Origin of the sequence: Halomonas sp. I1, assembly GCF_032334135.1 — a bacterium.
GTDB lineage: Bacteria > Pseudomonadota > Gammaproteobacteria > Pseudomonadales > Halomonadaceae > Halomonas.
Genome location: NZ_JAVXUS010000004.1, coordinates 154488 through 173934 on the forward strand (window position 1 = coordinate 154488; position 19447 = coordinate 173934).

Below are 19447 nucleotides of genomic sequence, written 5' to 3' on the forward strand. Positions count from 1 at the left end.
CTGATGAAAAAGGAGCCGTCATTGTTGTGGCTCGCCGACGACTTGGCAAGCGGAGGCCATGCTCAACGCGCCGGGTAGCGTGTTTCCTTCAGGCTGTCCTTGATCTTCTTCAGGTGCGGCAGGAAGTCTTCGCCGCGTCGCAGGGTCACGCCGGTGGCCAGGACGTCGATCAAGGCCAACTGGATCATGCGTGAGGTCATCGGCATGTAGTGATCGGTGTCCTCCGGGGCGCTCACGGCCAGGATCTCGGTGCACTCGTCGGCCAGTGGCGAGTCGGGATCGGTGATGCCCAGCACGACGGCGCCGTTGCCGCGTGCCTGGCTGGCGATGTCGACCAGCTCACGGGTGCGACCCGTGTAGGAGAGCACGACCACTACATCGCCGGTATGGCAGGCGGCGGCCACCATGCGTTGCATCAAGACGTCGATATAGGCCGAGACGGGGATGTTGAAACGGAAGAACTTGTGCTGGGCATCCTGGGCCACCGCGCCTGAGGCGCCGAGCCCGAAGAAGTGCAACTGCTTGGCCTGGGTGAGATAGTCGACGACGCGATCGACCCGAACCGCGTCGGTCTCGCGCCGCGCCAGGTCGAGGGCGGCGATGGTGGCGCCGAAAATCTTGCTGGTGTACCCCTCGGCGCTGTCGCCGGGCTCCACGGCCTGGCTGACATAGGGTGTGCCGCCAGCGAGACTCTGTGCCAGCTTGATCTTGAAGTCGGGATAGCCCTTGGCATCGAAGCTGCGGCAGAACCGGTTGACCGTCGGCTCGCTGACTGACGCGGCATGCGCCAGACTGGCGATGCTCATGCTGGTAGCGGCGCCCGGATCGGCGAGGATGACGTCGGCGACCTTGCGCTCGGAACGATTGAGCTCGTCGAGTCGACGGCGGATGCGGTCCAGCAGATCATGACTGACCATGGGCGAAAGCGTCTCCATGATGGTGGGCCGGTGCCCTGTCCAGGTGGTTATTTAACGACATTGTGCTCGGTATCCTAGCGCGGGAGCCTCGTGAGACGCCATAGTCGGTCGTTGAGTGGTGCCTGGACGCTTTGGCTTTGGTAGTAATTTTACAGAAAAATTTTGGAGACTGGTGCATTATTGCGCTAGTATTTTGTTAAGTTAACCAAATGGGGGCAGACATGAGTCAAGACACGCGGTCCCGGTCGGCGCGGTCCTCCGACGCCACTGGAACGGAGGTCGATTTCGTGCTGTTCGGCGCGCTGGGCGACTTGTCGCAGCGCAAGCTGTACCCCGCGCTATACCACCTTGATCGGGAAAATCTGCTGGCCGCGGGGACACGCCTGCTCGGCGTGGCGCGCCAGGAAGAAGACCTCGCTGGCTACAAGTCCCGCGTGGAGGCGGCGCTCAAGCAGTATGTCAAGAGCGAGGAGCTGGATCGCTCGACACTCAAGCGCTTCCTGGCCCGGCTCGATTACCGCTGTGTGGACGCCACCCAGGCTGAGGCTTATGCCGGTATTCGCGAATGGCGCCAGGGCGCCGGAGAGCGCCCCATGGTCATCTATCTGGCGGTAGGGGCCAATCTCTATGGCGACATCTGCCGCCACCTCCAGGACAGCGGCAGCCTCGACGAGCGCAGTCGCGTGGTGGTCGAGAAGCCGATCGGCTACGACCTCGAGTCCTCCGCCGAGGTCAATGACGCTATCGGTGCGGTCTTCCCCGAGTCCCGCATCTATCGCATCGACCATTACCTGGGCAAGGAAACCGTCCAGAACCTGATTGCGCTGCGCTTCGCCAATCCGTTGTTCGGCACCCAGTGGAACCAGAACCATATCTCCCATGTGGAGATCACCGTGGCCGAGAAGGTCGGTATCGAGGGACGCTGGGGCTATTTCGATCAGGCCGGTCAATTGCGTGACATGGTACAGAACCACTTGCTGCAGCTGGTCTGCCTCATTGCCATGGATCCGCCCGCGAATCTCGATGCCGACGCCATCCGCGACGAAAAGGTCAAGGTGCTCAAGGCGCTCAAGCCGTTCACCGACGATATGCTCGGTCGCGACGTGGTGCGCGGCCAGTACATCGCCGGCACCAGCGATGGCGTCGGGGTGCCGGGGTACCTCGAGGAGCCCGACGCCAACACCGAGAGCCACACCGAGACCTTCGTGGCCATGAAGACCGAGGTGTCCAACTGGCGCTGGGCCGGCGTGCCCTTCTATCTGCGTACCGGCAAGCGCATGCCCGAGAAACTTTCGCAGATCGTCATTCACTTCCGTCAGCAGCCGCATTACATCTTCGATCCCGATCAACGCGCCCTGGCCGCCAACAAGCTGGTGATCCGCCTGCAGCCGGACGAGGGGATCGCTCTGCAGGTGCTGACCAAGGATAGCGGCCTGGACAAGGGCATGCGACTGCGTCCCGGACCGCTGCATCTGGATTTCAACAGTGCCTTCGCCAAGACGCGGATCCCCGATGCTTACGAGCGTCTGCTGCTGGAGGTGATGAAGGGGCAGCAGTATCTGTTCGTGCGTCGCGATGAGGTCGAGCATGCCTGGCAATGGTGTGACAGCCTGATCAATGCCTGGCAGGCGCGCGAGGAGTTACCCCGACGCTATCCCGCCGGTTCCTGGGGACCCGTGGCCTCGATCGCCATGATCACCCAGGATGGCCGTAGCTGGTATGAGGATTACTGATATGACAGGCGAACAGGCGCCACGCGAACGATTGTCACACCAACTCGCCGAAGCCGTGGCCGAGGCGCTGAGGGCCGACCTGGCCGAGCGGGAAACGGTGCTGCTGGTGGTATCCGGCGGTTCGACGCCGGTGCCCTTCCTGCGTGCCCTGGCGGAGATGCCGTTGCCCTGGTCGCGCATCGAGGTGACACTGGCCGACGAGCGCTGGGTGTCGGAGACCGACGACGACAGCAATGCGCGGCTCGTCCGCGAGCACCTGCTGCGGAGCGAGGCGCGTCAGGCACGTTTCGTGCCGCTGACGAGCGATGCTGCCACGCCCGAGGAAGGCTCGGCCGAGGTGGCCGAGCGTGTCAGCGCTCTGGCCTGGCCGGCCAGTGCCGTGGTGCTGGGCATGGGCGGCGATGGGCACACCGCCTCGCTGTTTCCGGACAGTCGCGAGCTGGACCTGGCGCTTTCCACCGCCGAGCCGGTCGTGGCCGTGCGCACTCCCAGCCAGCCGCAACCTCGGATCAGCCTGAGTGCCGACCGGCTGCATCAGGCGTATCGACACTTTCTGCACATCACCGGCGAGGCCAAGCGCGACGTTCTGGGCAAGGCGCTGGTCGGCGATGACACCCGGGCGCTGCCGATTCGTGCTTTTCTGGCCAGCCCGCTGGGTATTTACTGGGCCCCTTGAGCCACCTCGTTACCGGCCCTGCATCACGGAGAATGACATGACCATCGACAAGCAACTGCCATCCACGCGGACCACCGAGCTCGACAGTATCTGCCTCAAGGCCGAAGTGATTCCGGTGCTGGCCATTCAGCGCGTGGAAGATGCCGTGCCGCTGGCGAAGGCCCTGGTCGAGGGGGGGCTGAGCGTGCTCGAGGTCACCCTGCGCACCGACTGTGCCCTGGAAGCCACCCAGCGCATCAAGGAAGCGCTGCCCCAGGCCAGTGTCGGCATCGGCACGGTGCTGACACCCGCTCAGTATCGTCAGGCCGAACAGGTCGGCGCCGATTTCGTGGTGACGCCGGGCACCACCGAGGCGCTGTATCGCCATGGCGTGAGCAGTCCGGTGCCGATGCTGCCCGGCGTGGCGACGGTCTCCGAGCTGATGATCGGTTGGCAGTTCGGCTATCGCCGCTTCAAGTTCTTCCCGGCCGAAGCCAGTGGCGGCGTCAAGGCGCTCAAGGCCTTTGCCGGACCGATTCCCGAGGCGCGCTTCTGCCCCACCGGTGGCATCACCCTGGATAACGCCGACGACTATCTGGCCCTCAACAACGTGATGTGCGTGGGTGGCTCCTGGCTGACGCCGGCCCCGCTGGTCGAAGCCGAGGACTGGCACAGTATTCGGGAACTTGCCAAGGAAGCGGCGCAACGCTTCCACCACTGAGTGGCGATGAGGCGGCGGGTGGTTGCGGATCTCTCGAACGTTCTCTCTTGAAAGATCTCTCTTGAAAGATCTCTCTCGACAGCCTGGTGCTGTCTCTTTCTTGCCGGCCCGCTGGGCCGGCTTTTTTTGGCCTCAATGGGCGAGATCGTCGCGGGTCGGCAGGGCGGCGTAGGCGCCGGGGCGGGTCACTGCATGGGCGCCACAGCGGCAGGCGAATGTCAGGGCATCTTTCAGCAGGGCGGTGTCGCGGTGCCAGTCGTCGTGGTAGCGCTCGACGAGCCGGGCCAGCAGGCCGCCGATGAAGGCGTCGCCACCGGCGGTGGTGTCCACTGCCTGCACGCGTGGCGGTGCCACGTGGGTCTCGATTCCCATGCCTTTCAGTCTGACCTCGTCGGGCCCGTCGGTGATGATGATGGCCTTGACGCCGGCGGCGAGGCGCTCGGCCAGCCAGTCCTCCTCTGGGTGGTCGGCACGCAAGTAGTCGAGCTCCTCGGCGGACAGCTTGAGCAGGTCGGCACCGTCCAGCAGGCGGGTGACCAGGCTGATGTCCGCCTCACCGCTTGCCCAGAGGTTGTGGCGCAGGTTGGCATCGACGCTGACCAGGCAGCCGGCGCGACGTGCCATGTCGGCCATGGCCAGGGTGGTCTCGGCGATGGCTGGTTCGGTCAGGCTGTTGCTGCACAGATGGAGCAGGGCGGGCTCGCCGAATACGCCGGCGGGCAGATGGTCGAGGCGGTACAGCAGGTCGGCGGCGGGCGGTCGGTAGAAGTCGAAGGTACGCTCGCCGTCGACATCGCGCGAGACGAAGGCCAGTGCCGTGCGCGCCTCGTGGGTATGCCGCACACCGGAGACGTCGACGCCGTGAGCGGCCAGTTCACCGGCCAGGAAGTTGCCGAAGTAGTCTTCGCCGAGCATGCCGAGAAACTGGCTCGGCAGGCCGAGCCGGGCGCAGGCCACGGCGACGTTGGCCGGGGCGCCGCCGGCATAGGGCGTGAAGGTTTCCGGCCCCTCGTGGGTGTCGCCCAGTCGGCTGGAAAGCATGTCGACCAGGGCCTCGCCGAAGGCGATCAGTCGGTGCATCTGGCGTTTCCTCTCTGGCTTGTGGTTGTTGGATGCCGTACTAAATGAGCACTTCGAGCCGCATTTCAACGCTGTATGGTCGAGCGCAGTAATTGGCAAATACCCTCTCAGGTCGACCGCGACAGGGTCGTGCCCAGCAGGTGCTGGGCGCCGGGCACCAACCAGACCGGATCGAGTCGGGTATTGGCCGCTTCGACGCACAGGAAGCGCCGCGCGGCCGCCGGGGAGGTGTCGGCGGGCGGCGTGTCGCCCGGGTTCCATACCACCACCGAGTCGCTGCCTTGGCGGGCGACGCGCAGGCGGCGCAGGCCATCGTCGAGCAGGGTCTCTTCGTTGCTGTGATAGATGCGGTCGATGCCGCCGCGCACGCCGAGCTCACCTTGCTGCTCGCTCTCGGCGAAGTCCTTGAGCTTGTCGAGATAGCGGGCGCCGACCAGGCCTTCGACGCGGCAGGAGAAGGCATCGTCCACCGCCAGGTAGCTGTGCAGGGCGCCGGTGATCTTCACCGGGGTCTCGCCGGTGTGCTCGGTGATCAATTCGACATGCAGTCGCTGGGCGTTGGCCTGGATCACTGCCCGGGGCACGAGCTGGCTGTGCAGGCGCTCGAGCGGGCTGAGGTGCAGTTCCACGCCTTCTTCGTGTTCGTCCACGGCGTCGAGGCGCCAATCGGCCTTGCGCGCCGGGCCGTGCATGGGGCCTGATCGGTCGGGAGACTCGTCGGCGGTGTGCTCGTCGGCGAACCAGGGCCAGCACAGCGGGATGCCACCCCGGATCGCCCCGGGCAGGTCCTGAGGCGTGGGTGTCACCCAGAGCCAGCCACCGGGTACCAGGGCCTCTTCATCCTCGGCTCGCGCAGCTTCGAGACCCTCCATGGCGCCGGCGGAAGCAGAGCCCTCAGCGGTCGTGTCGTCGGGCGACGCGGGAGAAGAGCCCTCAGCGGTCGCGTCTTCGGGCGACGCAGGTAAAAAGTGCAGCACCTGGGCGCCTTGCAGCGAAACGGCGAGTTCGCCCCAGGGCTCGTTGGCCAGCCATACCTCGCGACCGGCCCATTCGGTGCGGCGCTGGCCCTGGGTGGCGTCCAGCAGGGCACGCAGGGATGCGGGAATCATAGTACCTCCTCCGTCGAGCTCGGCTTATTCGACCTCTGGGTTGTGCAGGGCCTCGGCGGCGCCTAGCAGGCCCGTCCAGGGGGCGGTGACCACGTGCACCGGGATATTCGCGGTGTAGTCGCTCATGCGGCCCTTGGCGGCGAAGGCCTCCAGAAAGCGGCTATCCGGCAGCCAGTCCAGCAGGCGGGGCGGAATTCCGCCGCACAGATAGACACCGCCACGAGCCCCCATGGTGAGCGCGGCATCGCCGCTGACGTCGCCGAGGATCTTCAGGAAACGCAGCAGGGTATCACGTGCCACCGGGTCGTCGCTTCTGGCCGCTTCCGTGACGTCGGCGGGGCTGGCATAACGCGGGTTGGCCCCCTTAAGTGAGCAGTGGGCGGTATACAGGTCCAGCAGGCCCTGGCCGCAGAGCAGACGTTCCACCGAGATCCGGCCATAGCGGTTGCGGAAGTGGCGGAGCAGGTTCTGTTCGCGTTCGTCGGTGGGTGCAAAGGTCACATGCCCGCCCTCCGTCGGCAGCGGAATCCAGTCGTGGCGGCCGGGGAAGACGCCGGCCACGCCGAGACCAGTACCGGGGCCGATCACCAGGCGCGCGGCATGGGGGGCGGAGGTACCTTCCTGCAGAGTGACCCGTTCAGCGTCGTCGACATGGGGCACGCCAAGCGCCTGGGCCATGAAATCGTTGATGACCTTGAAGAGGTCGAGGTTCAGGGCTTCGCGCACGGCCGTCTTGGTGAAGTCCCAGTGGTTATTGGTCATCACCACCCGCTCACCGTGGACCGGGCAGGCGAAGGCCAGGCACGCCTCACGTGGCGCGCGGTCGCCGGTGGCGCCGACGCGGGTCAGGTAGTCGCGAACCGCCTCGACGACGCCGGGGTAGTCGGCACAGGGCAGGCTCAGGATGTCATGGGGCGCGAAGGCGCCCGGGGTCACCAGGGCGAGGCGGGCGTTGGTGCCCCCGATATCGCCGATCAGTGCGGGTCGGGTCATCCAGGCGTTCCTTCCTCAGGCGTCTTCGTCGTGGATCTGGCCCTGTTGGCGGGCGAGGTCGTCGGCTTCGAAGCCACCGAAGACGCCGGCACCTTCTTCACCACGCATGGCCAGGTGGCGGAAGCCAGCGAAGAGTTCACGACCGAGGCCCACATGGTAGTGGTCCAGCTCGGCGACATGTTTCTCGCGATCGGCCCAGACATGAGCATCCACCTTGGTCTCGAGGGTGCCGGCGTTGGCGTCCAGGCGCACGATGTCGCCGTCGCGCAGCTTGGCCAGCGGACCGCCGTCCAGCGCTTCGGGGCTCATGTGGATGGCGGCCGGAACCTTGCCGGAGGCGCCTGACATGCGGCCATCGGTGACGAGTGCCACCTTGTAGCCGCGGTCCTGAAGCACGCCCAGGTAGGGCGTCAACTTGTGCAGCTCGGGCATGCCGTTGGCCTTGGGTCCCTGGAAGCGCACCACGGTGATGACGTCGCGATCCAGGTCGCCGGCTTCGAAGGCCGCCTTCATTTCGTTCTGGTCCTCGAAGATCCTGACCGGCGCCTCGACCACGCGATGTTCCTCGGTTACCGCCGAGACCTTGATCACGCCGCGCCCCAGGTTGCCGTCGAGGACGGTGAGACCGCCGGTAGGCGTGAAGGGGTTGGCCACCGGGCGCAGGACGTCTTCATCCAGGCTGTTTTCCGGTCCCTCGCGCCAGATCAGCTTGCCGTCTTCCAGGAAGGGTTCCCGGGTATAGGCGGTCATGTCGGTGCCGAACACCGTGGGAATGTCGCTGTGAATCAGGCCGGCGCCGATCAGCTCACGGAACAGGTAGCTCATGCCGCCGGCGGCCTGGAAGTGATTGATATCGGCCTGACCGTTGGGATAGACCTTCATCAGACTGGGCGTCACAGCGGACAGGTCGGTGAAGTCTTCCCAGGTCAGGGTGATGCCGGCTGCCGCCGCCATGGCGACCAGGTGCATCGTATGGTTGGTGGAGCCGCCGGAGGCCAGCAGGCCGACCACGGCATTGACGATGGCGCGCTCGTCGATCTGCTTGTAGAAGGGGCGGTAGTCGCCGCCGGGCTCGGTGTTGCGGATCGCCTGTTCGGTGGCGAAGCGGGTCAGCGCCTCGCGCATCTCGGTGCCCGGGTTGACGAAGGACGTGCCCGGCAGGTGCAGGCCCATCATCTCCATCATCAGCTGATTGGAGTTGGCGGTACCGTAGAAGGTGCAGGTGCCCGGGCTGTGATAGGACTCGGATTCCGCCTCCAGCAGGTCCTCGCGGCTCGCCTTGCCTTCGGCGAACAGTTGGCGGATGCGGGCCTTTTCCTTGTTGGGTAGGCCGCTGGGCATGGGACCGGCGGGCACGAACATGGCCGGCAGGTGGCCGAAGCGTGCCGCGGCGATGAACAGCCCCGGGACGATCTTGTCGCATACGCCGAGATACAGGGCGGCATCGAACATGTTGTGGGAAAGCCCCACGGCGGAGGCCATGGCGATGACGTCGCGAGAAAACAGCGACAGTTCCATGCCCGGCTGACCCTGGGTGACGCCGTCGCACATGGCGGGCACGCCACCGGCGAACTGGGCGGTGGACCCCATGGCGCGGGCGGCGGCCTTGATGGTCTCCGGGAAGGTCTCCAGCGGCTGGTGGGCGGAGAGCATGTCGTTGTAGGCGGAAATGATGCCCAGGTTGGCGCTGTTAAGCATCTTCAGCGCATTCTTGTCCTCGGTACCGCAGGCGGCAAACCCATGGGCCAGGTTGCCGCAGGAGAGCTCGGCACGGTGCACGCCGCGGCGATGCTGGTCGTCCATGCGCTGCTCGTAGAGGGCGCGGCGCTCACGCGAGCGTTCACGGATACGCTCGGTGACTTGCTGGACGGTGGCGTTGAGGGGCGTGGGGGCTTGGGCCATGGGGCACCTCGGCAGCATTCTAAGAAATTTTGGTAAATTTAACAAAAATATTGCGAGTCACTCGGCCATGATAGGGCCTTTTGGGCCATTTTTGTAATTATTTTACCCAAAAAAATGAGGCTTTCGATGCCCTTCTTCCCGATGGCCCGTGGATGGCGGCCCCGCAGGCTCGCCATGTCGTTGCGATGTTGGCGAGTCCGGCGGGGTGGCGAGAGACGGCGGGGCTACGCACAATGTAGGCGTTGCGCCGGCCGCTTGTCAGCCGGCTGGCCCGGTATGGAGCTGTCATGACTCGATTACGCCCTGGAGCGCCGTCGCCCATCGAGGCGATACCGGCGTCGTCCTGGAATGCCCTGGTGAGCGATGATTATCCCTTCCTGCGTCATGAATTCCTGGCCGCCCTCGAAGACACCGGAGCCGTGGCGCCGGAGACCGGCTGGGTCCCTCGCCACCTGACCTTGTGGCGTGGGGATGAGCTGGTCGGCATTCTGCCGCATTACCTCAAGTATCACTCCTTTGGCGAATATGTGTTCGACTGGGCCTGGGCCGAGGCCTGGGAACGAGCCGGAGGACGTTACTATCCCAAGGCGCTCAGTGCGATTCCTTTCACGCCGGTACCGGGACCGCGCCTGTTGCTGGCGGCGGATATCGATCCCTTGCAGGCGCGGTGCCGGCTGGCCGAGGCGTGGGAAGCGGGCGACGTCTCGAGCTGGCACTTGCTGTTCGCCGAGCAGGCCGAGGTCGATGTGTGGCGACAGGCGCGTCCCGAACTGATTCCTCGTCATGGCGTTCAGTTCCAGTGGCGAGATCGGGGCTTCGGTGATTTCGAAGGTTTCCTGGCGACGCTGACCTCGAAGCGTCGCAAGGCCATTCGCCGCGAACGCCGTCGGGTCGCCGAGCAGGGACTGACCCTGCATCGCCTGGAGGGCCACGAGATCGGTGATGCGGATCTGGCGCACTTTTTCCACTGCTATCAGATCACCTACCTGGAACGCGGCCAACGTGGCTATCTTGACGAAGCCTTCTTTGCGCGGTTGCGTCGTGACTTGCCCGCATCGCTGCTGCTGATACAGGCCCGCCTGGAGGGGCGACCGGTGGCTGCGGCATTGTGTCTGCAAGGGAGCCGAACGCTGTATGGACGTTACTGGGGCAGCGAGGTGATGGCCGATGGCCTGCACTTCGAGACGTGTTACTACCAGGGAATCGAACATTGCCTGGCAAGGGGCCTGACCCTGTTCGATCCCGGTACTCAGGGCGAGCACAAGCTGGCAAGAGGCTTCGCACCGCAACGCCTGACGTCATTGCACCATATCGCCGATCCGCGCCTGCGTGCTGGCGTGGCGCGCTTCTGTGATGAGGAAAGCGCCCATGTGACGGCCTACCATGAGGCAGCCGGCCGATCCTTGCCGTTTAAAATTTAAACAAGTGTAGCTGCTATAAGAGTAGAGCCCGCTACACTACGGTGGCGAGCGCGTGCCAGCTGAGCTAGAAATCGGGTGACATGCCATGACGACAAGGCTCGTAACGGCAAAGCCCGTAACAACAACGTTCTTGTAAAGCTCGATCAGGGTATATCCGACAGCGAGCGGGAATACCCGGAAGTTCGCCCGACTCGCGGGGAGGGGTGTTCGATGGAGTCTCCGGTAGGCGTGAGGCTGCTTGGCAGAGGCAGTGACCGAGATGCATCGCTTGGCGATACATTGCGGCAACGTGGTTGGCAGGTGCACAGCGACTGTCTTTTCGAGTCCTCGGGCGCCTGTTGCTGTCATGAACATGTCGCGGAGAACGAGGTAGGTCTCGTCGCGCTCGATACCCTGTCTTCCGATGAGCTGCGACGACTCGAGGCGTCGATGATCAAGAGCCGTTGCCCATGGATCGGGCTGGTGGACGAGGCAGGGTTGGCCGATGGCGATACGCGTCGACTGATCATCAGCCTATGTCTTGGCTATGTGACGGACCCTGTGGATGCCGACCGGCTCGATGCACTCCTGTGGAGTGCGGCCGATCAGCTGCGCCTGCAGCGCTGGGAGAGCGAGTCCCAGCAGCAGGCGGCGGCCGAGGCGTTCGTGGACTCGGGTGAGTATGAAATGGTCGGCACCACGCCGGCCATGTGGCAGTTGTTCAAGACGATACGCAAGATTGCGGCGGTCGAAGCGTCGGTCTGCATCCATGGCGAATCGGGGACCGGCAAGGAGCTGACGGCCCAGGCCCTTCACGAGCGCTCTCCGCGAGCGGCCGGGCCTTTCCATGCGATCAACTGCGGCGCCCTGCCCGAGAACCTGATTCAATCTGAGTTGTTCGGTCACGAAAAGGGCGCCTTCACGGGGGCCGGTCAGCGAAAGATCGGGCGTATCGAAGCCGCCGACGGCGGTACGCTCTTCCTCGACGAGATCGGGGACCTGCCGCTGGAGTTGCAGGTCAACCTGCTGCGCTTTCTTGAGACACGACGCATCCAGCGAATCGGAGGGTTGAGCGAGATCAGCGTGGATGTGCGGATTCTGGCGGCCACTCATATCGATCTCGCCAAGGCCGTCGATGACGGACGTTTCCGTGAGGACCTCTATCACCGGCTCAATGTCCTGCAGATCACGGTGCCGGCCCTGAGGGAACATCCCGAGGATATCGAAATCCTGGCGCGCTTCTTCTTCAAGCGTTTCGCCAGTGACAAGCCGGCCTACCTGAAGGGCTTCTCGCGGGAATCGTTGGCATTGATGCGGCAGTATCCCTGGCCGGGCAATGTCCGCGAGCTGATCAACCGCGTGCGGCGCGCCATGGTGATGTGCGAGGGTCGGTTGATCCAGCCCGACGACCTGGGGATCGAGCGGCGTCGCATTCATCGCCATGTGCTGACGCTGGATCAAGCGCGGGAACGCGCCGAACGCGACTCTCTGCTGGCGGCCCTGGCCCGCAACAAGTATCGGGTTCACCCTGCCGCCGATGAGCTCGGCGTATCGCGCGTCACCATGTACCGGCTGCTCAACAAGCACGGTATTCCGCGCACCCCGGGTGGAACGACAGAGGATGATCCGGCGCCCCACCCGGCTCAGCTGTAGCCCCTTCAGTACTTGATACCTTCCATGACGCCTGTCGAATATCTTCGGCGGGCGTCCTGCGTTGTGTGTCCTGCCCTCCTGTTTGCCCCCTCCGCTGTTTCATCTGCCTAACACTTATCGTAATGCCTTGATTCAACAAGGCATTAATAAGAATTCCCTGGTCCGGGACGATCGCCTGGCCCCGAAATGTTTCATGAAGTTAACACTTTTGTGTGGCCTGAAATCTCCAAGTATTTGTAAACAAAAGAAAAACGATGTTGGCACGCGCCTTGCTCATACAAAGGGACACAAAGCGGACCCTGGCAAAAGCGAGGACACCAGCATGACTCACCGAATTCGCAAGACGAGCTGGCTGTGGCGGGTTGTCGTCCTCTCTGGGCTGGGCGTGGCGTCGAACGTGGCTGCGGAACAGCGCGGTCCGGATGTCCCCGAGATATTCGAGAGTCCGAGGGTCGAGCGCCAGGTCGCATTGACGGATGAGGTGCTCGACGGGATCCAGGGTCGCTATACGCCGGAATGGCAGGTGCCGCGAGCAGGGCAGGTCATCCTCTGGGATGAACGCCCTGGGCACGATGCAGGGGGCGTCGATCGCAGCGGGCAAGCGCGACTGATGGACGGGGCCGGCAACCTGCAGCGCAACCACACCATTAGCCAACGAGACAACAGGTGAGCGACATGACAATGCAGGGGACAACAAGCAGCCACGTCGGTGTCGTGAGGGGACGATCCATGCTGGGGGCTGTCGGCGTGGCGGCGGCAGTGCTGCTGGGCGCCGGGGTCGAGGAAGCCCGGGGACAGCACAACCTGCGGCCAGGGGTGCAGCCCGGTGAAGTGATCATTCTGCGCGAGGTGGAACCTGCAGCCTTCGGTCAATCGGACCGTGTCGGTGGGCCGATCAGGGCCCGGGTGGATCTGCGCCGCAACACCGAACTCAATGAGGCGGTGACCCGCGAGACGCACCGCCAGCTTTCGGGCGTCAGGGCGGTGGTTCTGACCGATGACCGTGCGGCGGGCATCAGCAGCGGCGCGAGCCTCGGCATGCCGCAGCTGCACCGGACGCTGGGTACCGACGTATCGGGGCGTTCGGGGGCCGTTTCGGCCCGCTCCGGGCAGGCGGCAGGCAGCCTCGGCGGTGGTTCGGTCGGTGGCGGGGTGGTCGGTGTCACCTCTGGGCTCGCTGGCACCATAAAAGGCGCCTTGTCGCCGCTCACAGGGGAGCGTTGATCATGCGGCACTCCATTGCGACACGTCAGTCGGCGGCAGCGCGTCCCGAGGTTCGAGATCTCGTCAGGCACACGATCTTCGCGACGTGCCTGGGGATGATGATGGCCAGTTTCGATACGGCCAATGCCCAGGATATCGGGCTGCGCAACAGCACGGTTCTTCAAGGCAGTGCCCTGAGCCACGTCAGCGGCGTGGCGAACACCAACATGGCCGCCGGGGAGGGAAACCGGCAAGCCAACAGCGGCGCTCTATCCATCGGTAGAACGTCCGGCACGTCCGGTCAGTTGGTTCAGCAGGCGCGCATCGACGAGAGCCTGATCAGCCTGCAGAACGACGTGCAGATACAGGACAAGGCCTTCCGTGAGGCGAGCGGCTGGATGTCGGTCAACCAAGCGGCAGGCCAAGGCAATGTGCAGAGCAATGCGTTCGGCATGGCTCTGGGCATCGACGTCAGCACCCTGGATGACAGGAACCTGCAACAGGTGCTGGCGAGTCAGCAGGGGCTGAACGGTGGCGGGGATGACTCCACCGAGGACACTGGCCGAAGGGTCGAGATCGACAGTACGACCTTCAGCGGTGCCCGCGGGGTGATTCAGGTCAACCAGTCAGCCGGTACGGGGAACGCTACGCGCAACAGCTTCCGCATGAACATGACGCTGGGGCAGTAGCGTAAATCAGACAGTAATGACGCATTACCAACGGTTCATTCAGGAGAAAGACCATGAAAACCTTCCAAAAAGCTCCGATCGCTCTGGCTGTCGCCGCACTGATGGCCGCCCCTGTGGCTTTCGCCGACAGGAATGGGGGCAATGACTTCGACACCGACAGCCGTATCGACTCCGAGTTCGATAACAGCATCGACGTCGAACTCAATCACGACAGCGATACCTACAAGGACCTCAAGGTCGATGTCCGGGTCAGGGCCAGCGATCCCAACTATGCTGGTGCCACCGTGGACAGCAAGCAGCTGATCAATGGCAATGGGGTCCATAACACCGTCTCGACCAACGATGCCAGTCTCGATGGCAATGCCCTGCGCAATGCCGCCGGCAACATCGGCGTCAACGTGGCGGCGGGCGACAACAACCAGCAGGCCAATGATGCGGCACTCGCCGCCTCCGATGCGGCTCGCGTGTTCGGTCAGGCTGCTTCCTTCTCTGCCCAGTCCAGCTCAGGCAACTGGACCAAGAACAGCGGTAGCCCGAACAACGCCAGCATGGGTGGCAATGCCCTGCGCGGTGCCAGCGGTAACATCGGGGTGAACGTGGCCGCCGGTGTCGGCAATGGCCAGCAGAACAGCCTGGCCGCGGCGGTCAACACCTCCAGCGGGTCGGCCGATGCCACCACGGGTGGCGTACAGACCACCTATGGCAACCGTACCACCAACAAGGGGCATACCGAGACCTTCACCAATACTACGGACGTTACGGTGTCCGGCGTGATGGTGGGCGGCTATGCGGGTGTCGGCCGTGGCCGCGAATCCGGTACTTACGATGGCACCTATACCGGCCAGTCCGACCAGATCGGCGATCTGTATCCCGATACATGGAATGGCACCGATAACGGTGACGGTGGGGTGCATGCCTCAGGCAATGCCACCGGGCACATCGATATCGATTCCGCCGCTCAGGGTGCTCAGGACCTCAACAACGATGGCGGCGCCTTCGCCTTCAACGAGGACGGCACCACAGAAGGGGAATACCGTGGCCGGCTGGGTTTCCGCGAAGCGGGCCTGATGGCCATGGGCGGTACGCTCTCCGGTAGCGTCACGGCGACCAATACCGTGTATGTGGCCAACGAGAACAATGCCGACCTGAGCGGTAATGCCCTGCGCGGTGCGGTCGGCAACATCGGCGTCAACGTTGCCGCCGGCACCAACAACCTGCAACGCAACTCCCTGTCCATCGCGTCGTCCGCTGCTGGCGGCACTGGCGGTGGCGGCGGCACCGAGTAACTCTCGGCACTGCTTGATACCCATGGGTATCAGGACAGGCTCAACACTCCCGGCCCGCTTCGCGGGTCGGGAGATTCTTTCCTTGTCGGGGGGCGATTTCGGCCTCCGACGATTCGGGACCAGGAGCGCACCATGAACTCCAGGCGTTTGCAACGATTCAAGGCAATGGTGGCGGGGATCTGTCTCAGTGTGGCATCTGCCGACATGGCACTGGGGGCCAGCATGAGCCTGGGCAATGTGCTGTCCGACACCATGGTGCGCAAGGACGTGCAGTCCATCCGCGAGCGACGTTACGAGGATCTGGTCGAACAGCATACCGACTTTTCCTGCGGCGCCGCCGCCCTGGCCACGGTACTCAAGTATGCCTATGGGCGTACGGACATCACCGAGAACGAGGTCCTGGCGGGCATGCTCGAGGTAGCCGATCCCGAGGTCGTGCGTCAGCGCGGTTTTTCCTTGCTGGATCTGAAACGTTATGTGGAAACGAGCGGCTACCGAGGGCGTGGTTATGAGGTCGACCCCGCGACATTGGATGAGATATCGATACCGGTGATTGTGCTGCTCGATCTGGAAGGCTACAAACATTTCGTGGTGATGAAGAAGGCCCGGGGAGATCGTGTCTATGTCGGGGATCCGGCGCTTGGCAACCGCGTGATGTCGCGCGACGACTTCATGGCGGCATGGAACAACATCATCTTCGCAGTGGTGGGGGAAGGGTATGACCGTTATACGGTGCTGCTCGATCCGCGTCAGCCATTGACCGCGCATCGCCTGCAGGACGTCTTTTCTCCGGCACCGCGAGATCAGTTGATCGATTTTGGTTTTCGGCACGCCGAGCTTTTCTGAGCCTCGGGCTCGTCGGCCTGGTGTACCACTCAAGGGGGTACGGTCATGATCGGCAAATATCACGGGGTCGCCAGTACCTGGCGCACTGTTGCTCTGGCTACGCCGTTGCTGGCGGCCATGTGGCAGGGGGGAGTTTCACCGGCGGTAGCGGCGACCTCGAGCTTCGAGTCGTTCTCCGAGGGTCGACAGCTCAGTGACGAGGAACTGGGCACCATGCGGGGGCGTTTCGTGGATCGAGGGCGAATCATGTATTTCGGGGTACAGATGTCGAGTGAATGGCGAACGGCGACCGGTGAGCATATCCGGGCCAAGGCGGGCGTCATGGGCGATCTCAGCGGCAGAACGCCTCGCGTGTCGTTCGAGCCCGTCATTTCGGTGGTCGAAGGGGCAGGCCTGAAAGCCACGATGGGCAATGGCGCCGTCGTGGTCGATGGTGGAACGCCCAATGCCAGAGGCGTTGTGCAGTCGATCCAGGCCGGTGGGGACTTCAACACGGCGGCTAACGAGTTGCAGATCGATATCCTGGATGCCGCCGGCACCTCCGTGCCGACCGCTTCGGCGCGTTCATCTCGGATCGAACGACACCTGACGTCAGGGACTCGAGTCTCGGTCAGCGCGTCGGGCAACGATTTCAGTGTCGACATGAAGGTGCCCGGCGTTGGCCATGTATCGCAGGCCATCCTGCCGGGACAGGGGTTGCATCAGCGCATCCAGCTCTCGAGCAACCTGCAGCGAGTGCAGAACCTGACCCGAGTCCAGCTCTACATGAACAACCGACCGACGATGGAATCGTCGATGGGCGTCAGAAGTGCCATGCGCATGGCGTCACAACTTCGCCGTTGAAGACACCGTACAAGAAGTGGACGAGACAGTTTTCCAGGGACGACTAGGCTGATTCAGGAAAGGCGTGCTCCCGACATCTTGCATGTGGCGCCCGGTCAGTACGCCTGCGGTCCTATACCGAGGGGGAAGGAGAATGATTGTGGAAAATAACATGTCAGCCAAGGGTGCAGGGGGAAGGTGGCGGCTTGTCGTCATCGGCATGGCAGGGTTCGCGGCCACTCCGGCCGTGGCGCAACAGAGTGACGGAGAGGTGGTACGTGAGGCGAGACCGAGTCAGAGCGTCGAGAATGTGCTTCGCGAAGAGCATACCCTGTTCGACAACCGATTCTCCATCGAGCCGAGCATCAATTACTCTTATTCCGACCGGTCCAAGCTGGCGCTCAGGGGGTTTCTCGCCCTGGATGCGATCTTTCTGGGGGAGTTGAACCTCGACGGAGTGGAAACACACATCACCACCCTGGACCTCAACATGCGGTATGGCTTTTCCGATCGTCTGGAGCTTGGGGTGACGGTGCCTTTCGTGTACCGAAGCACGACCTATCAGTCCATTGGCGATGACCTTTCCACGGAACGGGCAAGCGAAGTGGATGTCGATGAGGCGGCGTTGGGCGATGTTTCGGCAACCTTGTCCTATCGGTTGCTCCCGGAAACCCAGACACGACCCGATGTCGTCATCAGTGCAGGAGTCCGCGCGCCGACCGGCAAGGATCCTTATGGTATCGGTCTGCGTGAAGACGATAATACGAACTTGATGGTGCCGACCGAGTTGCCTACCGGTAATGGTGTCTGGGCAGCGACGACCAGCATATCGCTGCTCAAGACGCTGGATCCGGCCATCGTCTTCGGCAGCCTGGGATACACCTACAATTTTGAAGAATCGTTCGACGACATTTCGGCCTCCTCAGGGGATCAACCCGGTGATGTCGACCTGGGCGACAGCATCCAGGCAGGTTTCGGTACGGCCTTCGCGCTCAACGAGCGACTCAGCCTGGCGCTCTCCTACTCCCATGAGCATATCCGCAAGTCCGAAATCACTTCCAACGGCAGTACTCGCCAGGTCATCGACAGCGACGCCAATGTCGGCGTCTTCAATATCGGTGGCACCTATGCCTTGAATGACTCCACTTCCATCGTGACCAACCTGGGCATTGGCCTCACCGATGATGCCTCCGATATCAGCCTGACCTTCCGCATGCCAATCCAGCTCTGAGGGACAGGAGGGAATGGCCGAGACCCGAGGGTTGAGGCGCGATACCAGTACGGCGGCCGGGCCTTGTCCCGGTCGCCGTTGCTGTTTCGGGCATATGGGCCCGGGGCGTTTCGTGGGTGAGGCCGGCGGGGGAAGATGGCATAATGCCGCCATCGCAATCTGGTGACGGAATTCTCGCATGCTCAAGTGGTTGGCCGTCGTGCTCGTGGCACTGCTGGCGCTGTTGCAGTATCGCCTGTGGCTGGGTGAGGGCAGTGTTCGCGAGCTCGCCGAGGTAGGGCAGCGCGTGGAGCGCCTGGAGGCCGAAAATACCCCCTTGCGGGCGCGCAACGAGCGCCTGGCCGCCGAAGTGGTGGACCTCAAGACCGGTCTGGACGCCATTGAGGAACGTGCACGCAGCGAAGTGGGCATGGTGCGTAGCGACGAGCAGTTCTTCTGGGTGCCCGGTGCGGGAGACGGGAGGACGGCTCAGTGACGCCGCCCTGGTTGGTTGTGCCCGCCGCGGGATGCGGCCGACGCATGGGCGCCGATCGCCCCAAGCAGTATCTGACGCTGGAAGGGCGAACCGTTCTCGCGCATACGCTGATGCGTCTTCACGCCGCCTTTCCCGAGGCGCGCCTGTGCCTCTGCCTGGATGGCGAGGACCGTCACTTCGATTCCGCCTGGGTACCATTTCGCGATTGGCGTCGGGTTGACGGAGGCGTGGAACGTGTCGACTCGGTGATCAACGCCCTGGAAGCCATCGTGGCCGAGGGCGCCGACGAGCAGGCGATCGTTCTGGTGCATGATGTGGCGCGCCCCTGTGTGGCTGCCGACGACCTGGCGCGCCTGTTCGCCGTGGTGAACGACGATCCCGTCGGTGGCCTGCTGGCCGCGCCGGTGGCCGACACCATGAAACGTGACGATGGTGCCGGGCGAGTGGCGCGTACGGAGGCGCGTGCGGGCCTGTGGCATGCCTTGACCCCCCAAGGATTTCGCCTGGGAGTGCTGCGTCGTGCCCTGGCGCGGGCCCGCGCCGACGGCGTGGCCGTGACCGACGAGGCGTCGGCGGTGGAAGCCCTGGGGTTGTCGCCGCGGCTGGTCCCCGGGCGTCGCGACAATCTCAAGATCACGCACCCCGAAGACCTGGCGCTGGCCGGGCAGATCCTGGCCGCCCAGGTATCGGGTGCGATTCCAACCGACGATGAGGAGTGCCGCTGACATCATG

At 63.9% G+C, this 19447-nt stretch carries 19 protein-coding genes; 14 read left to right on the top strand and 5 right to left on the bottom strand.

Translation table 11 applies throughout. The features are described from left to right. Positions 1 to 62: 62 nt before the first annotated feature. On the bottom strand, positions 63 to 917 hold the full coding sequence (locus tag RSO41_RS07800; protein WP_315618537.1) for a MurR/RpiR family transcriptional regulator: 855 nt from the start codon (positions 915 to 917) through the stop codon (positions 63 to 65). 221 nt (positions 918 to 1138) lie between these two features. On the opposite strand from RSO41_RS07800, the gene zwf reads away from it, so the two are divergent. Genes zwf through RSO41_RS07815 form a run of 3 tightly spaced genes read left to right on the top strand, consistent with a single transcriptional unit; the run spans position 1139 to position 4026 of the window. Beyond that, complete coding sequence (zwf, locus tag RSO41_RS07805; RefSeq protein ID WP_315618538.1) at positions 1139 to 2650, top strand: glucose-6-phosphate dehydrogenase; 1512 nt, start codon at positions 1139 to 1141, stop codon at positions 2648 to 2650. Between the two features lies 1 nt (position 2651). Continuing rightward, complete coding sequence (gene pgl / locus RSO41_RS07810; protein WP_315618539.1) at positions 2652 to 3326, top strand: 6-phosphogluconolactonase; 675 nt, start codon at positions 2652 to 2654, stop codon at positions 3324 to 3326. Positions 3327 to 3363: 37 nt separating this feature from the next. Then, positions 3364 to 4026, top strand: coding sequence for a bifunctional 4-hydroxy-2-oxoglutarate aldolase/2-dehydro-3-deoxy-phosphogluconate aldolase (locus RSO41_RS07815; protein WP_315618540.1), 663 nt, complete (start codon positions 3364 to 3366; stop codon positions 4024 to 4026). A 132-nt stretch (positions 4027 to 4158) separates the two neighbouring features. Here RSO41_RS07815 and RSO41_RS07820 read toward each other — a convergent pair whose 3' ends face one another. From RSO41_RS07820 to edd, 4 genes are all read right to left on the bottom strand, one after another. Further along, entirely contained in the window at positions 4159 to 5106 is a 948-nt protein-coding gene (locus tag RSO41_RS07820; protein ID WP_315618541.1) for a carbohydrate kinase, read from the bottom strand. A gap of 107 nt (positions 5107 to 5213) precedes the next feature. Then, positions 5214 to 6215, bottom strand: a complete 1002-nt coding sequence (locus RSO41_RS07825) for a D-hexose-6-phosphate mutarotase (protein ID WP_315618542.1) — start codon at positions 6213 to 6215, stop codon at positions 5214 to 5216. A 24-nt stretch (positions 6216 to 6239) separates the two neighbouring features. Beyond that, positions 6240 to 7208 (bottom strand): glucokinase, encoded by a 969-nt coding sequence (gene glk, locus RSO41_RS07830; RefSeq protein ID WP_315618543.1) that lies wholly within the window; start codon positions 7206 to 7208, stop codon positions 6240 to 6242. A gap of 15 nt (positions 7209 to 7223) precedes the next feature. Next, entirely contained in the window at positions 7224 to 9110 is a 1887-nt protein-coding gene (gene edd, locus RSO41_RS07835; RefSeq protein ID WP_315618544.1) for a phosphogluconate dehydratase, read from the bottom strand. A gap of 287 nt (positions 9111 to 9397) precedes the next feature. Here edd and RSO41_RS07840 point away from each other — a divergent pair, with 287 nt between their 5' ends. The 11 genes from RSO41_RS07840 (at position 9398) to ispD (ending at position 19440) form a co-directional block, all read left to right on the top strand. Then, the gene (locus tag RSO41_RS07840; RefSeq protein WP_315618546.1) at positions 9398 to 10531 is read left to right on the top strand and encodes a GNAT family N-acetyltransferase; all 1134 of its coding nucleotides are present in this window, start codon (positions 9398 to 9400) and stop codon (positions 10529 to 10531) included. A 210-nt stretch (positions 10532 to 10741) separates the two neighbouring features. Continuing rightward, positions 10742 to 12163, top strand: a complete 1422-nt coding sequence (locus RSO41_RS07845; RefSeq protein WP_315618547.1) for a sigma-54 dependent transcriptional regulator — start codon at positions 10742 to 10744, stop codon at positions 12161 to 12163. A gap of 322 nt (positions 12164 to 12485) precedes the next feature. Continuing rightward, positions 12486 to 12833 (top strand): hypothetical protein, encoded by a 348-nt coding sequence (locus tag RSO41_RS07850; RefSeq protein WP_315618548.1) that lies wholly within the window; start codon positions 12486 to 12488, stop codon positions 12831 to 12833. Between the two features lie 59 nt (positions 12834 to 12892). Beyond that, on the top strand, positions 12893 to 13387 hold the full coding sequence (locus RSO41_RS07855) for a hypothetical protein (protein ID WP_315618549.1): 495 nt from the start codon (positions 12893 to 12895) through the stop codon (positions 13385 to 13387). A 2-nt stretch (positions 13388 to 13389) separates the two neighbouring features. Continuing rightward, positions 13390 to 14055, top strand: a complete 666-nt coding sequence (locus RSO41_RS07860) for a hypothetical protein (protein WP_315618550.1) — start codon at positions 13390 to 13392, stop codon at positions 14053 to 14055. Between the two features lie 53 nt (positions 14056 to 14108). Then, positions 14109 to 15341: a hypothetical protein gene (locus RSO41_RS07865; protein ID WP_315618551.1), complete on the top strand. Its 1233-nt coding sequence runs from the start codon at positions 14109 to 14111 to the stop codon at positions 15339 to 15341. Positions 15342 to 15473: 132 nt separating this feature from the next. Next, on the top strand, positions 15474 to 16187 hold the full coding sequence (locus RSO41_RS07870) for a C39 family peptidase (RefSeq protein ID WP_315618552.1): 714 nt from the start codon (positions 15474 to 15476) through the stop codon (positions 16185 to 16187). A 45-nt stretch (positions 16188 to 16232) separates the two neighbouring features. Next, entirely contained in the window at positions 16233 to 17030 is a 798-nt protein-coding gene (locus RSO41_RS07875) for a hypothetical protein (protein ID WP_315618553.1), read from the top strand. A gap of 151 nt (positions 17031 to 17181) precedes the next feature. Beyond that, positions 17182 to 18240: a transporter gene (locus RSO41_RS07880; RefSeq protein ID WP_315618554.1), complete on the top strand. Its 1059-nt coding sequence runs from the start codon at positions 17182 to 17184 to the stop codon at positions 18238 to 18240. Positions 18241 to 18418: 178 nt separating this feature from the next. After that, complete coding sequence (gene ftsB / locus RSO41_RS07885; RefSeq protein ID WP_315618555.1) at positions 18419 to 18715, top strand: cell division protein FtsB; 297 nt, start codon at positions 18419 to 18421, stop codon at positions 18713 to 18715. Continuing rightward, a complete protein-coding gene (gene ispD / locus RSO41_RS07890; RefSeq protein ID WP_315618556.1) occupies positions 18712 to 19440 on the top strand; it encodes a 2-C-methyl-D-erythritol 4-phosphate cytidylyltransferase in 729 nt (242 codons plus the stop codon). The genes ftsB and ispD overlap by 4 nt, the downstream gene beginning before the upstream one ends. The last annotated feature ends 7 nt before the right edge of the window (positions 19441 to 19447 follow it).

Bases quoted from the DNA above. Each gene is read 5' to 3' on its own strand.
- RSO41_RS07800 (WP_315618537.1), bottom strand. From the start codon at position 917: ATGGTCAGTCATGATCTGCTGGACCGCATCCGCCGTCGACTCGACGAG.
- zwf (WP_315618538.1), top strand. From the start codon at position 1,139: ATGAGTCAAGACACGCGGTCCCGGTCGGCGCGGTCCTCCGACGCCACT.
- pgl (WP_315618539.1), top strand. From the start codon at position 2,652: ATGACAGGCGAACAGGCGCCACGCGAACGATTGTCACACCAACTCGCC.
- RSO41_RS07815 (WP_315618540.1), top strand. From the start codon at position 3,364: ATGACCATCGACAAGCAACTGCCATCCACGCGGACCACCGAGCTCGAC.
- RSO41_RS07820 (WP_315618541.1), bottom strand. From the start codon at position 5,106: ATGCACCGACTGATCGCCTTCGGCGAGGCCCTGGTCGACATGCTTTCC.
- RSO41_RS07825 (WP_315618542.1), bottom strand. From the start codon at position 6,215: ATGATTCCCGCATCCCTGCGTGCCCTGCTGGACGCCACCCAGGGCCAG.
- glk (WP_315618543.1), bottom strand. From the start codon at position 7,208: ATGACCCGACCCGCACTGATCGGCGATATCGGGGGCACCAACGCCCGC.
- edd (WP_315618544.1), bottom strand. From the start codon at position 9,110: ATGGCCCAAGCCCCCACGCCCCTCAACGCCACCGTCCAGCAAGTCACC.
- RSO41_RS07840 (WP_315618546.1), top strand. From the start codon at position 9,398: ATGACTCGATTACGCCCTGGAGCGCCGTCGCCCATCGAGGCGATACCG.
- RSO41_RS07845 (WP_315618547.1), top strand. From the start codon at position 10,742: ATGGAGTCTCCGGTAGGCGTGAGGCTGCTTGGCAGAGGCAGTGACCGA.
- RSO41_RS07850 (WP_315618548.1), top strand. From the start codon at position 12,486: ATGACTCACCGAATTCGCAAGACGAGCTGGCTGTGGCGGGTTGTCGTC.
- RSO41_RS07855 (WP_315618549.1), top strand. From the start codon at position 12,893: ATGCTGGGGGCTGTCGGCGTGGCGGCGGCAGTGCTGCTGGGCGCCGGG.
- RSO41_RS07860 (WP_315618550.1), top strand. From the start codon at position 13,390: ATGCGGCACTCCATTGCGACACGTCAGTCGGCGGCAGCGCGTCCCGAG.
- RSO41_RS07865 (WP_315618551.1), top strand. From the start codon at position 14,109: ATGAAAACCTTCCAAAAAGCTCCGATCGCTCTGGCTGTCGCCGCACTG.
- RSO41_RS07870 (WP_315618552.1), top strand. From the start codon at position 15,474: ATGAACTCCAGGCGTTTGCAACGATTCAAGGCAATGGTGGCGGGGATC.
- RSO41_RS07875 (WP_315618553.1), top strand. From the start codon at position 16,233: ATGATCGGCAAATATCACGGGGTCGCCAGTACCTGGCGCACTGTTGCT.
- RSO41_RS07880 (WP_315618554.1), top strand. From the start codon at position 17,182: ATGTCAGCCAAGGGTGCAGGGGGAAGGTGGCGGCTTGTCGTCATCGGC.
- ftsB (WP_315618555.1), top strand. From the start codon at position 18,419: ATGCTCAAGTGGTTGGCCGTCGTGCTCGTGGCACTGCTGGCGCTGTTG.